This is a genomic window from Marinobacterium sediminicola (assembly GCF_022343685.1).
GTDB lineage: Bacteria > Pseudomonadota > Gammaproteobacteria > Pseudomonadales > Balneatricaceae > Marinobacterium > Marinobacterium sediminicola.
Genome location: NZ_CP092123.1, coordinates 864,014 through 879,427, shown reverse-complemented (window position 1 = coordinate 879,427; position 15,414 = coordinate 864,014). Strand labels below are relative to the sequence as shown.

Below are 15,414 nucleotides of genomic sequence, written 5' to 3'. Positions count from 1 at the left end.
CTCAGTGAGCCGAGGTAGCATCAACGAACAGTTCGGCATCCTGTTGGGCCTGAATTTTCTGTACCAGACGCTGCTCCTGATCGGCATCGGAATCTTCTATACGCTGCTCTGGACGAATGCCCAAACGCCTGAACAGTTGGAGATCGCGATGGGTTTCCGGATTCGGCGTCGTCAGCAGACACTCACCGTAGAAAATGGAGTTGGCGCCCGCGAAGAAAGCCATCGCCTGAAGCTCATCAGACATCTGCTCACGACCGGCGGACAGGCGCACATGTGACTTCGGCATCATGATACGCGCCACGGCGATGGTACGGATGAACTCCAGCGGATCCAGATCCTCGACATCTTCCAGCGGAGTCCCCTGTACCTTGACCAGCATGTTGATCGGCACCGACTCCGGCTGCTGTGGCAAATTAGCCAACTGCATCAACAGGCCATAGCGGTCCTTGGCCGTCTCCCCCATACCCAGAATACCGCCGCTGCAGATTTTCATGCCGGAATCACGCACATGCTGCAGGGTGTTGAGGCGATCCTCGTAGGTTCGAGTGGTGATGATCTTGTCGTAGAATTCAGGCGAGGTGTCAAGGTTGTGGTTGTAATAGTCCAGACCGGCGTCTGCCAACTGCTGCGCCTGAGACTCCTTCAGCATGCCCAAGGTCATGCAGGTTTCCAGCCCCATCTCCTTCACGCCCTTGATCATCTCGATGACGTAGGGCATGTCACGGTCAGTGGGGTGCTTCCAGGCCGCGCCCATGCAGAAACGGGTTGAACCGGACTCCTTGGCCTGGCGAGCCTTGTTCAATACCGCCTCGACCTCCATCAGACGCTGCTTTTCAAGACCGGTATTGTAGTGAGCACTCTGTGGGCAGTACTTGCAGTCTTCAGGGCAGGAACCGGTTTTGATCGACAGCAAAGTGCTGACCTGAACTTCATTGGGATTAAAGTGCTGACGGTGCACGCTTTGCGCCTGGAACAGCAGATCGTTCATCGGCAGCTCAAACAGCTCACGGACTTCCTGTTCGGTCCAGTCGTGGCGCACTTCAGCCAGGTTTTGCATGACTCCAATCCCCTTGTGACATAATCGGTGATGCGCACCCAAGGACGGGTGCCGGCAATATGGTGTTGATCATAAAGCGACAGAAGGAGCTGTCAACCTATGTTTTTATCAAAAATAAACAACTGGTTATTAATTAACCAGTCCTGCGTGCTATGTGGCTTTCCCGGTGCCGATCCTCATGGCATCTGCGCTGATTGCCACGCCGACCTGCCATGGCTGTTAAGCAGGTGTCGCGGCTGTGCCATGCCTTTGCCTCCGTTTACGCCCCCGGGAAGCCTGTGTGTACGTTGCCTAAAGGAGAGTCCCTGTTTTGATCGCGTTGTGGCTGCTTTTAACTATGATTTTCCGATAAGCCAGTTACTGCCCAGAATCAAATACCGGCGCCAGCCGGGGCATCTGGGATGGATGGGCCGAGTATTTGCCACTTTTTTGCGTGAACAGTACGAACAGGAATGGCCCGATGCCCTTGTCGCGGTGCCCATGCATCCACTCAGCGAGTTCACGCGTGGCTTTAATCAGGCCCGGCTGCTTGCTAACGTTCTGTCGAGCGACCTGAAATTGCCACTGTGCCACTGCCTGAGCAAGACTCGGCGTACCCCGCAGCAGATGACACTGGGGTTGGACGAGCGAAGGCAAAACCTGCAGCATGCTTTCAAGGTCACTCGACAACCACCGCGACACCTGGCAGTTGTCGATGATGTTATGACCACCGGTACCACCGCCAACACCCTTGCCCGGCTACTCAAGTCAGCCGGTGCTGAACACGTCGACATCTGGGTGCTGGCCAGAACGCCGGAGGTTCGATAAATTGAAATGCCATCGCAACGTCAGGGAAGCACATGTTCACACGCCTGCTCTGCGCGCTTTGCCTGCTGCTGCCGAGCCTTGCTCTGGCCGACGGCCTCAACCTGGCCGTCGCCGCCAACTTCAAGCGTCCGCTGGAACAGCTGGTCGCACTTTTTGATCCTCGGCACGAACACGACATCACCATCAGCAGTGCATCGACGGGCATGCTCTATACCCAGATTCATCAAGGCGCTCCCTTCGATATCTTTTTCGCTGCTGACCGGGTTCGGCCAGAGCGATTGGAGCGGGAGGGACTCGGTCTCCCCGGCAGCCGCATGACCTATGCCACCGGCCAACTGGCACTTTGGCAGCCGGCAGGACAGCCGGTATCAATTGCCGACCTGAGCTCAGGGGCTCTTGCCATCGCCAACCCTCGCACGGCCCCCTACGGTCTGGCTGCACAACAGGCCCTGACCGCCATCGGTCGATGGAACGATATCCGAGTCATTCAAGGCAGCAACATCGCCCAGGCATTCCAATTTATCCACAGTGGTAACGTCAGTCAGGGGTTGGTGGCTCAAGCCTTACTGATTCAGCAGAATATTCCCGCCTCACAATGGGCCCCAGTTGACCCACGACTGCATCTACCGGTTGAGCAGCAATTAATCCGGTTGCGGCGCAGTGCCGGCAACCCGCTTGCTGAGCGCTTCATCGAGTTTCTGCACTCGGAACCCGCACAAGAGCTGATCACACAAAGCGGCTATATCTCCATTGAAGGAGCCAACCATGCTGCCCACTGAACAGGACCTGACCGCTCTTTGGCTGACGCTGCAACTGGCGAGTCTGACAACCATCATTCTGCTGCTGCTCGGCACGCCGTTCGCCTGGTGGCTGGCGAATACCCGCCACCGCTGGAAAGTGATACCCGAAGCATTGGTAGCCCTGCCATTGATACTGCCGCCGACGGTACTCGGCTTCTACCTGTTATTGGCATTCGCTCCGGACGGTGCTTTGGGTGCGCCCTGGCAATGGCTTACGGGCTCGGGGCTGGCTTTTACGTTCACCGGTTTGTTGATCGGTTCCGTTCTCTATTCCCTGCCGTTTGTTGTTCAGCCTTTACAAGGCGGCTTCGAGCAACTGGATCAAGGCATGCTGCAGGCGGCACGCTCACTGGGTGCCGGACGCTGGTCCTGTTTCAGGCGCATCGTGCTGCCACTGTGTCGACGCAGTTTTCTGACGGCTGTCACGCTGGGCTTCGCGCATACGGTCGGCGAGTTCGGTGTGGTACTGATGATCGGCGGCAATATCCCGGGCAGCACCCAGGTCCTGTCGATCGCTCTTTACGATCACGTGGAAACCCTCGATTACGGCCGGGCTCACTGGCTGGCGGGTGGGCTACTGCTGTTTTCCGTTAGTTTGCTGCTGGTGCTTTACAGCATCAATCATCGTCAACGCACAGAGGTGATTCGATGAGTCTGTCCCTCTCGCTGCAGCACCGTTATTCGACCTTTGAACTTGAAGTTGAATTGCAGCTGGCCTGCCAGGGCATCACCGCGCTCTTTGGCCCCTCCGGATGCGGCAAATCCACCCTGATGCGATTGCTGTCCGGCCTGGAGCCAGCACAACAGGGCGTCATCCGCTTCGGGAACGATTGCTGGCAGGACTGTGATCGGGGTACTTTTATACCGCCTGAACAGCGCAATATCGGCATGGTCTTTCAGGATGCCCGGTTATTTCCCCACCTGAACGTGCAGGACAATCTCAACTTCGCTACCCCCTATCGGCGCCTGGGTGTTCAACTGGACAAGGCCCTTCTGATCGAACAGTTGCAACTGGGCCCCCTGCTCAGACAAAAGCCTGCAACCCTGTCTGGCGGTCAAAAACAGCGCGTTGCGCTGGCCCGCGCCCTGCTTAGTCGCCCGCGGCTGCTCTTGCTGGACGAGCCCCTGAGTGCACTCGACCAGGAATCACGCCTGTTGATTATGGCCTTGATTGAACAGCTTCAGCAGAGTCACTCCCTGCCTGTGCTGTATGTGACTCACGCGGTCGACGAGGTTTTGAGACTGGCAAATCATATGGTTTGCCTGCAACAGGGAAGAGTGATCGCCGAAGGAGACCCTGCTACCCTTTTCGGTCAGCAAGGCTGCATTCCTCAATTGAGCAACCGCGCACTGCTGCGCGGACGCGTATGCAATCTTGATGTCCGGAGCCGGATGACCGCCATTCTTATTGAAGAGGATCTGCCCCCGATCTGGATAGCAGGCGCTACGCATACTCCCGGAACACCCTTGACGCTGAGCCTTCAGGCTGAAGATATAGCCCTGTCACTGCAGCCTCTCTCCGGTACCAGCCTGCAGAACCAGTTACCGGTGACCATCACGAATATCGAGCATCCCGATCCTGACCGTCCCTGTATTCAGGTCCGTTTTGGCCGTCATGCTCTGCCGGTCAGCATCAGCCACCGCGCACTGGAAGAACTGGACTTGCGACCGGGTCTTCAACTTTGGGCTCTGGTGAAATCCGTTGCCGTTGAATATTGAAAACCTGAAAATCACTTTTGCGACAAACACTTGCTCGACCTGCACCTAATGCTCTGCTAATTTTGAGACAACAATCAAGGGAGATGCTAAGGGAATGACACTGGAAATGCTGGGACAGCTTTTTGGCGGCATAGGACTGTTCCTGCTCGGGATGCAGCTGTTGACCAATGGTCTCAAGCAGGCCGCAGGTCGCTCACTCAAGGCCGCGCTGGAGCATGCCACCGGCTCAAGACTGAAAGGTGTGGTATCAGGTGCCCTTATCACTGCTCTTGTACAGTCATCCAGTGCCGTCACTGTCGCCACGTTGGGCTTTGTCAACGCCGGTTTGCTGTCGCTGGCTCAGTCGGTTTCGATCATCTATGGCAGCAATATCGGCACTACCATGGTGGGCTGGCTGGTCGCCTTGATTGGTTTCAAGTTCAAGATCAGCGCCTTTGCCCTGCCTCTGATTGGTGCCGGCATGGTGCTTCGCGTCAGCGGCGGCAACAGCCGACGGGCACACATAGGGACTGCCATTGCCGGTTTTGGCATTTTCTTCATCGGCCTCGACTTCCTTCGTGCCAGCTTTGATGGCCTGAGTAATTCCGTTCCGCTGGCTGAACTGGGAGCCGGGCCGCTGGCATTGGCACTCTTTGTCGTTGCGGGCATAGTGCTGACCTTCCTGATGCAGGCCTCAGCCGCGGTTATTGCGATTGCCCTGTCTCTGGTACATACCGAAAGTATCTCTCTGGCCGCTGCCGCCGCGCTGGTGATCGGTGCCAATGTCGGCACCACGACCACCGCGCTGCTGGCTTCCATCGGCGCCACACCTAACGCCAAGCGCATCTCGGCGGCTCACGTGCTGTTCAACCTGCTGACCGGCCTGGTCGGTTTGGTACTACTGGTAACACTGGGTGGCCTGCTCAACCAACTGGACCCTTCGGCATTCGACCTGGTCGCGCTGCTGGCCCTGTTCCATACCCTGTTCAATATCGCTGGCGTCTTGTTGATGTGGCCCCTGACTGACCGAATGGTGGCATTTTTAAAGAAACGTTTTCGCACCCTGGAGGAAAGCGAAGCCAAGCCCCGTTATCTGGACAGCAACATACTGACCACCCCATCTCTGGCGGTAGAGGCAATCAATATGGAGTTGGCTCGGGTGAGCCGCATTTGCAGCCGTATGGCTCGAGAAGCCATCAGTGCAGAACGAGGGGCTGCCGAGCGCTTGCAACAGCAATATGAAAGTCTGAACCAGCTGGTCAGTAGCATCGGTGAATTCAACCAGGAACTGGCTCGGCAGAACCTCAGCGTCGAAATCAGCGAAACCCTGCCAATATCATTGCGCGTTGCCCGTTACTTCAACGAAATGGCTCGGCTTGCAGCTCGACTGCCCGAGTACTACCCGGTGTTCGAACAGCTGCAGGAGTCAGGCATTCGCTCCAACGTCCATGATTATCAACAGGCGGTTGTTCACTTGATCGATGCCTGCGAAGTCCGCGATGACATGGCCATTCAAGGCTATGAAACGCATCAGATGAAACGCGAGATGGAACGGGAATACCAGCATCTCAAAAGCGGCCTGCTTGACCAGACAATTTCCCGTCAGTTGACGCCGGCTGACTCAGTGCAACTGCTGGATGCACTGAGTCATATTCACCGCCTGGCCGAGCAGGCCGAGAAAGCATCACGCTACTGGAGCAGCACGACACCGGTACAACACAGGGCACCGCTGCTGGAGCAGGACTGATAGGATATACTGCGCTTCAGCTAACCCAGCGGAGCAGCAAATGAGTCAGCCCCAGTTCCCGATGCAAGCAATTGGTTATATCCACAGCCCTTTCGATGAGAAATTCGGCATCCCGCGCCAGCCAGGCCTGGCGTCCATTCGTGCCGAAGTGGAGCTTGTACCGCCCTATGCGAATGCGGATGCTGTACGTGGCCTCGAGCATTGCTCCCATATCTGGCTGGTGTTTCTGTTCAGCGCGACCGCCGACAAGGGGTGGAGTCCAACCGTGCGACCACCTCGCCTCGGTGGCAACCAGCGTCTGGGGGTCTTTGCGACACGGTCCCCTTTCAGGCCCAACCCCATAGGATTATCCTGTGTTCGCCTGATCGACATCCGCTGCGAACATGACAGCATAAAACTGGACATTGAGGGTGCTGACCTGCTCAATGGCACCCCTATTCTGGATATCAAGCCCTATCTGCCCTATTCGGACAGTCTGCCGGATGCGGAATTCAGTCTGGCGTCCAAAATCGAACGTCTTCAGCAACCAGTGGTATTCAGCCCTTCCGCCGCCAAAAGCTGTGAACAGCTTAGCCGGGATCTGAATCAGCCCTTGGCACGCCAGATCAGTGAAATTCTGAGTTGTGACCCCCGTCCAGCCTATAAGAAAGAGGACAGTGAACGGGTCTACGGCATCAGCCTCTATGGCCAGAATATCCGTTTCCGCATCACTCAAGAACAGATCGACGTCATTAGCATTGAACCCAACATGGAGCTCTGAACCATGCGCATACGGAAGTGCCTCTTCCCTTCTGCAATCCTGTTGGTGCTGCTGTTAAGCGGCTGCGGCCCTGCTCCCGAAAACGCACCGGTCAAGGAGCAATCTCGCCCGGCCAGCCTGTTTGTGGTGCCCGATATCGACACGGGGCTGCAGCGCCAATTTCCCGCCACTGTTGAGGCATGGCGCAGCGCCACTCTGGCCTTCAGGGTACCCGGCACCCTCGAATTGCTTCCGGCTCAGGCAGGGCTGGAGGTCAAACAGGGCGATCTGCTTGCACAACTGGACAGCACCGATTTTCGTCGAATTCTGACTGAGCGTGAGGCTCGATTCGAGCTGGCTCAAATACGCTTCGACCAGCAACAATCCCTGCTATCACGCAATTACACTTCAGAAGTCAGCCTCGATGAAGCCCGCGCCGAACTCAAGGCGGCACGAGCGGCGCTCGAAATTGCCCGCGACAACCTCAGTTATACACGGTTACATGCACCGTTCAGCGGTACCGTTTCGAGACTGCAGACCGAGAACTTCCAGCAGGTTCAGGCCCAGCAACCGGTCCTGCTGCTGCAGGACGAGCGTCAACTGGATATCCGCTTCGGTGTCCCCGAATCGATCATCAGTCGCCTGCGTCCTGAACTACAGCCCGATGGCAATATCTGTGGTCAAGTTCGCTTTACTGCACATCCGAAACATGAGTTCACGGCCTGTTATGCCGAACATGAGTCGGTCTCTGATGTGAGTACCCGCACCTACGAAGTGGTGTTCCGTATGCCACAACCGGAGGTTTTCCCTGCTCATTCCGGCATGAGTGTTGAACTGACCGTGGATCTGGCGCCACTGCTGCAGCCTATTGAAATCAAGGGGGTACCGGTTCCTGTCAGTGCTGTTTTCATGCATGAGCAACAGCATTGGGTATGGCGGCTGGATGCCGAGAATCGGGCCCGTCGACTGGAAGTAACCCCGGTGCAGATTCGTGGAAACCACATTCTGGTTAACGGCGATCTGCAAACCGGCGATCAACTGGTCATGGCAGGAGTCAGTCAGGTGCGGGAGGGGATGAAACTACATCCTATCCCTCAGGAACGCGGCCTCTAAACGGAGACAGGGATGAATCTGACCGAATATGCCATCCGCCAGCGGGTGGTCAGCTGGATGTGTATTCTGCTGTTGCTGGCCGGCGGCATTATCTCCTTTTTCGGCCTGGGACAGCTTGAAGACCCCGAGTTTACCGTCAAGGAGGCGATCATCGCCGTTCCCTATCCGGGTGCTTCTGCGCAGGAGGTCGAGGAGGAGGTTACCCTTCCTGTCGAAATGGCTATCCAGCAGCTGGCCCAGGTAGACACTCTGGATTCGATCTCGTCCGCCGGACTCGCCCAGATCATGGTGACGATGAAAAGTACCTACCGTGAGCAGGAACTTCGTCAGATCTGGGACGAAATGCGACGTAAGCTCAATGATCTGAAGCCGAAACTGCCCCCAGGGGTTGGTCCGATTCAGATTAATGATGACTTCGGTGATGTCTACGGCATTTTCCTGGCCTTGACGGGCGAAGGCTTTGGCTATCGAGCCCTGGCCGACCACGCTGACTTTTTACGTCGCGAGCTGGTGCTGGTCGATGGCGTCAGCAAGGTGATTATCGGAGGCAAGCATCAGCAACAGATCATCGTCGAAGTTGACCGCAACCGAATGGCCGCGATGCAGGTTTCGCCGCAGATGATTCAACTTGCGATCAACTCCCAGAGTCTGATCAGCAATGCGGGCAGCATCCGCCTGAACGGGGATCGGTTGCGCATCGCCCCGGAAGGCACTGCTACTTCAGCCGAGCAGCTCAACGATCTGCTGTTGGGCCAAACCGGTGGCCGGCTGGTCTATCTCAGTGATGTCGCCCGGGTCTATCTGGATTACGCCGAGCCCCCAACCCATCTCTACCGTTTTAATGGTCAGCCGGCACTTACGCTCGGTGTTTCCTTTATGTCAGGTGTCAATGTGGTTGATGTGGGCAAGGCCGTTAAGGCCCGACTGGCAGAGCTGGACTATCGTCTGCCGGTCGGCATGATGCTGGATACCATCTATGACCAGCCCCACCACGTGGACGTATCGGTCAATGACTTCCTGATCAGCCTGGCGCAGGCCATCGCGATTGTGGTGCTGGTGCTGTTAATCACCATGGGTGCCCGTTCGGGTTTACTGATGAGTCTGGTACTGCTGCTCACCATTCTGGGAACGTTCATCATCATGAACATGGCCTCGATCAGCCTGCACCGGGTATCTCTGGGTGCGTTGATCATCGCTTTGGGCATGCTCGTCGATAATGCGATCGTCATCACCGAGGGCATACTGATCAACCTTCAGCGGGGCTACTCAAGACTGGAAGCCGCAATACGTATCGTGAGCCATACTCGCTGGCCCTTGCTGGGCGCCACGCTGATTTCCATTACCGCCTTTGCTCCTATTGGCCTGTCCCCCGATGCGACCGGTGAATTCACCGGCAGCCTGTTCTGGGTGCTATGCATTTCGCTCATGCTCAGCTGGCTGCTGGCGATTACCATTACCCCCTTTCTGGCTTCGGTCCTGTTTCGCGAACAACTGGCCGATGCGCCCACTCGGGAGCCATACCAAAGCCTGTTCTATCAGCTATTCCGCAGTTTACTGAAGCAGGCGCTGCAGTGGCGCTGGCTGACCCTGTTGTTGGCTGTTGCCCTGCTGGGCACCTCGCTGATCAGCTTCAAGCATGTACGTCAGGGATTTTTTCCAGATGCGACACTGCCACTGGTACAGGTGGATTACTGGCTGCCTCAGAGCAGCGATATCCGTACCACCGAACGCGATATCAGCCAGATTGAACAGGATCTGCTGGCGATGAAAGGGGTTCATCAAGTCACCAGCACCATTGGACGAGGCGCTGAACGTTTCATGCTCACCTATGCTCCTGAACGTCAGTATGCCAGCTATGCCCAGCTGCTGGTGGAAGCCGATAGCCGTGACAGTCTGGAGCGCCTGTTACCTGAACTGCGAACCTATCTGCAAACGCATTATCCACAGGCACAGAGCAAACTGAGTCGGATCTCAATCGGCCCTACAACCAAGTCAAAAATTGAGGCTCGTATCAGCGGCCCTGATGCCGAAGTACTGCGACAGCTGGGCCACACCATGATGACTGACGTGTTTGATCAGACCCCGGGGGCGATCAACATCCGGCATGACTGGCGCGAGCGAACACCGGTTATCATCCCGCGTTTCGATGAAGCCGAGGGACGCCGCCTGGGGATCACCCAAGCCGATCTTGCCTCGGCCATCGCACGCAATGTCGAAGGCCAGCCCAGTGGCCTGATTCGAGATGGCAGTCAACTGCTGCCGGTTATTCTGCGCCCGCCTGCCGCACAGCGCCAAAGCCCGGAACAGCTGGAATCCCTGCCCATTTACAGCCAAACCCTGCAACAATGGGTCGATGCTGGTCAGGTATTACAGGGTATAGAGGTCGGTTGGGAAGATCCCTTGATCATGCGACGTGACCGCAAGCGCACCCTGACCGTCATGGCCGATCCTGACCCGGACAGCGGCCTGACAGCCGCCGCACTCTTCAGCCAGGTACGCCCGAGAGCCGAGGCTGTAGATTTGCCACCGGGTTACAGCCTCAGCTGGGGTGGCGAATATGAGGCACAGCAGGATGCAAACAAGGCGCTGTTCGCGTTTGTTCCCATCGGGTTGCTGACGATGGTTGTGATTACCGTATTGCTGTTCGGTTCGGTCCGCCAGACACTGGTCATCTGGCTGACGGTTCCCATGGCGATCATCGGGGTTACGATCGGCCTGCTCAGCATGCAGACCGCATTTGCCTTTACCGCGTTGCTGGGGGTTCTGAGTCTGAGCGGTATGCTGATCAAAAACAGCATCGTGCTGGTGGAGGAGATCAAGCGCCTGTATGACGAGGAAAAGTACAGCTGGCATGATGCTATTGTTGACGCCACCGTAAGCCGACTACGTCCGGTCTCGATGGCGGCCCTGACAACCATTCTGGGCATGTTGCCTCTGCTGATGGACGCATTTTTCCGTCCTCTTGCCGTGACGATCATGTTTGGACTGGGCTTTGCCACCTTGCTGACGCTGGTTGTGGTGCCCGTTCTCTATGCACTGATCTACAGAATCAAATACTGACGTGGCCTGAAAAGACCACAGCCCCCTGTCATCAAAACTGAATAACACAAGGAGCTCGAGATGCCGGAGCGATCATCTTCAGAATCCGGGGTGAGCCACTGGCTCCCCTTCTTCCCGGTGACCTTTTTTGCCAGTGTCATGGGGCTGAGCGGCCTGACCCTGAGCTGGCAGAAGGCCGCTCACAGTCTTGGTCTGGAGCCGATCGTGGGGCGTCTGTTACTGGTGTTCACCGCGTGCGTACTGTTGAGCATCACCTGCACCTACCTGTTCAAGTCCCTGCGTTACCGCGAACAGGTGCTGGCCGAATTCAACCACCCGATCCAGATCAGTTTTTTCCCCGCCTTTTCCATCAGCCTGCTGCTGCTGGCAATTGCGACACTGGAAGTTTCACTGGCACTGTCACATTACCTCTGGATCTGTGGAGCCGGTCTCCACTTGATGCTTACGTTGAACGTTATGACGCAATGGATACACCACTCGCGTTTTAAGGTTCAGCACAGCACACCCGCCTGGTTCATTCCGGTTGTCGGCAATATCATTGCCCCTATCGCAGGCGTTCAACATGGCTATATTGAAGCCAGCTGGTTCTTCTTCGCCATTGGTCTGCTTTACTGGCTGGTCCTGAAAACGCTTATCTTCAATCGCATACTCTTCCATGAACCCTTACCTGAGAAACTGCTGCCGACTCTGTTCATTATGATTGCCCCGCCCGCTATCGGCTTCACTTCCTACCTGCAGCTGAACAACGGAGCTGTGGATAATTTCGCGCGCATTCTTTATTACGCGGCCCTGTTCATCACACTGCTGCTTTTTACCCAATTACCCCGTTTTTCGCGTATCCAGTTCTACCTGTCCTGGTGGGCCTACAGCTTCCCTCTGGCGGCTTTTTCAATTGCCACCCAGAGCATGTGGCTCAATACTAGAAACGAGTTCTTTCTGTTGATGAGCTGGATTTCACTGATCGTTGTCACATTTGTTGTGATTCTGCTGCTGATCAAGACGACACGCGCAGTCGTCAGTGGCAAGCTGTTTATGCCGGACTAACAGACCGACGAGCGACACCCTCATCAGGAACCTGATCCCATGTCGAATGAGAGCCCTAAAATCAGAAAAATCAGTTACATTCTGGTTCTGCTAGGGCTTTACCTTAGCGTGGCGCTATATCTGGCCGATACGCGCAGAGACAAGGAACAGCAATATCTCGGCCAAACGGTCACCCTGCTCAATACCATCTATCAAGCCAGCCTGGACCGTTACGCACTGGCTATGGACAGCTTTCATGATGGCCTGCTGCGGCGCTCGGATATCCTTCCCCTGCTGCAAGCCGGCAGTCAGGCCGAAGGCATGGAGCAGCAGATTTTGCGTGAGGCGCTCTATACACAGCTGCTGCCCGACTATCATGACCTCCAGGCACGTGGTATTGATCAGTGGCAGTTTCATCTGCCCGATGGCCGCAGTTATTTACGTTTTCATGCACCTCATATCCACGGCGACAATCTGCTGAGTGTCCGCCCTTCACTGCAGCAGGTACAAGGCGATCCGGTACCCCGTTACGGATTTGAGGTGGGAAGACTGTTCATCGGCTTCCGCTTTGTTCACCCGCTGATCGATCAAGGCAAACTGATCGGCAGCATGGAGACCGCTGTTTCCTTCCAGCAGATCAGCCAGACCCTCTCCAACCTGGCCCCGGGACAGGCCTTTCTGTTTCTGTTACATCGGGAAACCGTTGACGCTGTCAGCTTGATCGATGTTCGCCGCCAGTTACGCCCGGCCGTCATCAGTAAAGACTTTCTGCTGGATACTCGAAATGTATTCGCCCAGTCGGATACCGAAAACCTCCCTCTGGACGCGTTGCTGGCTCAGCTGGCCAGGGACAACCTGTCATCCAGACTTGAGCAAGGGGAGCACTTTGCCGTCGCTATCTATCACCAGAGCCTGGGCTACAGTGCTTCATTCATTCCAGTCTACAGCTTTGACAGCAGTCTGGGCGGCTATATTCTGGCGCTGCACCCTCAGCCCCTGCTGACCAGTATCCAGTGGGAATTCTACAGTTCCCTTGGTATCAGTTTGCTGGCTATTCTGCTGCTGGGATGGCTACTGCTGAGCCTGCACCATCAGCGCCAACGCGCATTGCAACAGAAGCTCCGACTCGATGCGATCGGCCAGGCAGTTGGGGAAGGGATTTACGTACTCGACCTTGAGGGACGAACCCTGTATGTGAACGAAGCCACCTGTCGCCTGACCGGGTTCAACGCCGAAAAGTTCTACAGTGACAACATTCATCACCTGATCCACTGTCATGCCGGAAACGAACACCTTTCACTCTCCAAGTGCCCGATTTTTACTGCCGCACTGAAGGGACAGAGTTATGAAAGTGACGAGATGTTTCGCAGGCGCACCGGCGAGCTTTTTCCGGTCGTCGTGACCAGTCGTCCGATGATCGAGAATGGCAAGATCACAGGTGTTGTTACCGTGTTCCGCGATATTTCCGAGCGCAAGGAGCATGAGCGCAAGCTGGCCCTGCTGGCGACCACCGATCCATTGACCGGACTGTGTAATCGTCGAGCCTTCATCGAGCGCCTCCACAAGGAACAGCGTCTCAGACAACGCCTGCAACACGACAGCGCTTTGATCATGATCGACTTTGATCATTTCAAGAGGATCAATGACGATTACGGGCACAAGGCCGGAGACGAGGTTCTCAAGCATTTTGCCCGCATGGCATCAGACTGCCTGCGTGAAACGGACCTTCTGGGACGCCTGGGTGGAGAGGAATTCGCGCTGCTGTTGCCGGGTACGGACCTGCAGGGGGCTCTTCACCTGGCCGAACGCATTCGTCAGTGTCTGGAACAGAACCCGACCCAGATGGACAATCAGCAGATTCCCATGACTCTTTCCATCGGTCTTACCCTGCTCGACGAGAATGATTCGGATACGTCAGCGGCTCTCAGCCGTGCCGACAAGGCGCTGTATCAGGCCAAGAACCGGGGACGCAACCGGGTCGAGACCGCCTGAGCAAAACTTGCGTCTGCTGACAAAGATCGCTCTAATGAGGCCCCTCATACCTTTCCACGAGGAGTCGCACCCATGATGAGCGGTCCGAATGAAGAGCAACTGGCCTTTGATTCCCAGCATATCTGGCACCCCTATTCATCGATGATCAATCCACCGGCCATGTTCCCGGTTGAGTCGGCATCAGGGGTACGTATCAAGCTGTCCGACGGACGAGAACTCATCGATGGCATGGCCTCCTGGTGGTCTGTGGTACACGGCTACAACCACCCGCGACTGAACGCGGCAGCCAAGTCACAGATTGATCGTATGGCACATGTGATGTTTGGAGGCCTGACCCATAGCCCTGCCATCGAGTTGTCACGCAAACTGGTCGAGATGACCCCTGAGCCGCTACAGCGCGTGTTTATCGCTGACTCGGGCTCAGTCTCCGTCGAAGTCGCATTGAAAATGGCGATTCAGTACTGGCATGCACGGGGCAAACCGGGCAAACATCGAATGCTCAGCATTCTGAACGGTTACCACGGTGATACTTTCGGTGCCATGTCCGTGTGTGATCCCGTCAACGGCATGCACGAACTGTTCAGTGGCGTGCTCAGCAAACAGCTTTTTGCTCCCCGCCCGGAAACGCCTTTTGGCGGTGAGTTTGATACTGCCGATATCGCCGAGTTGGAACGCCTGCTGGCGGAGCATCAGAATGAACTCGCTGCTCTGATTCTTGAACCCGTGGTTCAGGGTGCCGGCGGCATGCGCTTCTACTCACCGGAATGGCTGCGATGCGCGCGTGAACTCTGTGACCGGTATGAGGTGTTGTTGATTGCCGATGAGATCGCAACCGGTTTCGGTCGCAGCGGAGAGCTCTTTGCCTGTAATCATGCAGGTATCAACCCGGATATTCTCTGTGTCGGCAAGGCACTGACCGGGGGATACATGACCCTGGCCGCAACGCTTGCGACCGCCGATATTGCCGAAACCATCTCCTCCGGCGGTGCCGGCTGCTTCATGCACGGACCAACCTTCATGGCCAATCCGCTGGCCTGTGCCGTCGCCCTGGAAAGTCTGAATTTGCTGCAGGAAATGGATTGGCGCAGCCAGGTCAAGCGCCTGGAATCCGGTCTCAAGCAGGGACTGGAGCCGGCGCAAGAACTGGACTCGGTTGCTGATGTACGTGTCCTGGGCGCCATTGGTGTCATCGAGCGTCATGAGCCGGTCAAACTCCCCGAGGTTCAGCCAATGTTTGTCGAGCGCGGCGTCTGGGTACGCCCCTTCGGCAAGCTTGTCTATGTCATGCCGCCGTATATCATGAGCGATGAGGATCTGGCGACACTGACCGGCGCCATGGTCGACGTGATCAAAGCGCTGGATTGAGTGCGAGTAACCG

The 15,414-nt window shown here is 56.3% G+C and carries 12 protein-coding genes and 1 pseudogene; 12 read left to right on the top strand and 1 reads right to left on the bottom strand.

All coding sequences use genetic code 11. The features are described from left to right. Position 1 precedes the first annotated feature (1 nt). On the bottom strand, positions 2–1,057 hold the full coding sequence (bioB, locus tag LN244_RS04105) for a biotin synthase BioB (RefSeq protein WP_239041579.1): 1,056 nt from the start codon (positions 1,055–1,057) through the stop codon (positions 2–4). Positions 1,058–1,156: 99 nt separating this feature from the next. On the opposite strand from bioB, the pseudogene LN244_RS16480 reads away from it, so the two are divergent. From LN244_RS16480 to bioA, 12 genes and pseudogenes are all read left to right on the top strand, one after another. Further along, a pseudogene (locus LN244_RS16480) lies at positions 1,157–1,339 on the top strand (double zinc ribbon domain-containing protein); the annotation flags it as partial. A gap of 123 nt (positions 1,340–1,462) precedes the next feature. Continuing rightward, a complete protein-coding gene (locus LN244_RS04100) occupies positions 1,463–1,864 on the top strand; it encodes a ComF family protein (protein ID WP_239041578.1) in 402 nt (133 codons plus the stop codon). A gap of 32 nt (positions 1,865–1,896) precedes the next feature. Next, positions 1,897–2,643 (top strand): molybdate ABC transporter substrate-binding protein, encoded by a 747-nt coding sequence (gene modA, locus LN244_RS04095; protein WP_239041577.1) that lies wholly within the window; start codon positions 1,897–1,899, stop codon positions 2,641–2,643. After that, on the top strand, positions 2,630–3,316 hold the full coding sequence (modB, locus tag LN244_RS04090; protein ID WP_239041576.1) for a molybdate ABC transporter permease subunit: 687 nt from the start codon (positions 2,630–2,632) through the stop codon (positions 3,314–3,316). The genes modA and modB overlap by 14 nt, the downstream gene beginning before the upstream one ends. After that, a complete protein-coding gene (gene modC, locus LN244_RS04085; RefSeq protein ID WP_239041575.1) occupies positions 3,313–4,383 on the top strand; it encodes a molybdenum ABC transporter ATP-binding protein in 1,071 nt (356 codons plus the stop codon). The genes modB and modC overlap by 4 nt, the downstream gene beginning before the upstream one ends. Positions 4,384–4,477: 94 nt before the next feature. Next, positions 4,478–6,109 carry a Na/Pi cotransporter family protein gene (locus LN244_RS04080; protein WP_239041574.1) on the top strand — a complete coding sequence of 544 codons (1,632 nt, stop codon included), beginning with the start codon at positions 4,478–4,480 and terminating at the stop codon, positions 6,107–6,109. Between the two features lie 40 nt (positions 6,110–6,149). Further along, on the top strand, positions 6,150–6,869 hold the full coding sequence (gene tsaA, locus LN244_RS04075; protein ID WP_239041573.1) for a tRNA (N6-threonylcarbamoyladenosine(37)-N6)-methyltransferase TrmO: 720 nt from the start codon (positions 6,150–6,152) through the stop codon (positions 6,867–6,869). A 3-nt stretch (positions 6,870–6,872) separates the two neighbouring features. Further along, the gene (locus LN244_RS04070) at positions 6,873–7,961 is read left to right on the top strand and encodes an efflux RND transporter periplasmic adaptor subunit (RefSeq protein WP_239041572.1); all 1,089 of its coding nucleotides are present in this window, start codon (positions 6,873–6,875) and stop codon (positions 7,959–7,961) included. A gap of 12 nt (positions 7,962–7,973) precedes the next feature. Next, a complete protein-coding gene (locus LN244_RS04065) occupies positions 7,974–11,021 on the top strand; it encodes an efflux RND transporter permease subunit (protein ID WP_239041571.1) in 3,048 nt (1,015 codons plus the stop codon). Positions 11,022–11,081: 60 nt separating this feature from the next. Continuing rightward, complete coding sequence (locus LN244_RS04060; protein WP_239041570.1) at positions 11,082–12,065, top strand: SLAC1 anion channel family protein; 984 nt, start codon at positions 11,082–11,084, stop codon at positions 12,063–12,065. 39 nt (positions 12,066–12,104) lie between these two features. Continuing rightward, positions 12,105–14,036, top strand: a complete 1,932-nt coding sequence (locus LN244_RS04055; RefSeq protein WP_239041569.1) for a sensor domain-containing diguanylate cyclase — start codon at positions 12,105–12,107, stop codon at positions 14,034–14,036. 75 nt (positions 14,037–14,111) lie between these two features. Further along, positions 14,112–15,401 carry an adenosylmethionine--8-amino-7-oxononanoate transaminase gene (gene bioA / locus LN244_RS04050; RefSeq protein WP_239042363.1) on the top strand — a complete coding sequence of 430 codons (1,290 nt, stop codon included), beginning with the start codon at positions 14,112–14,114 and terminating at the stop codon, positions 15,399–15,401. Positions 15,402–15,414 lie beyond the last annotated feature (13 nt).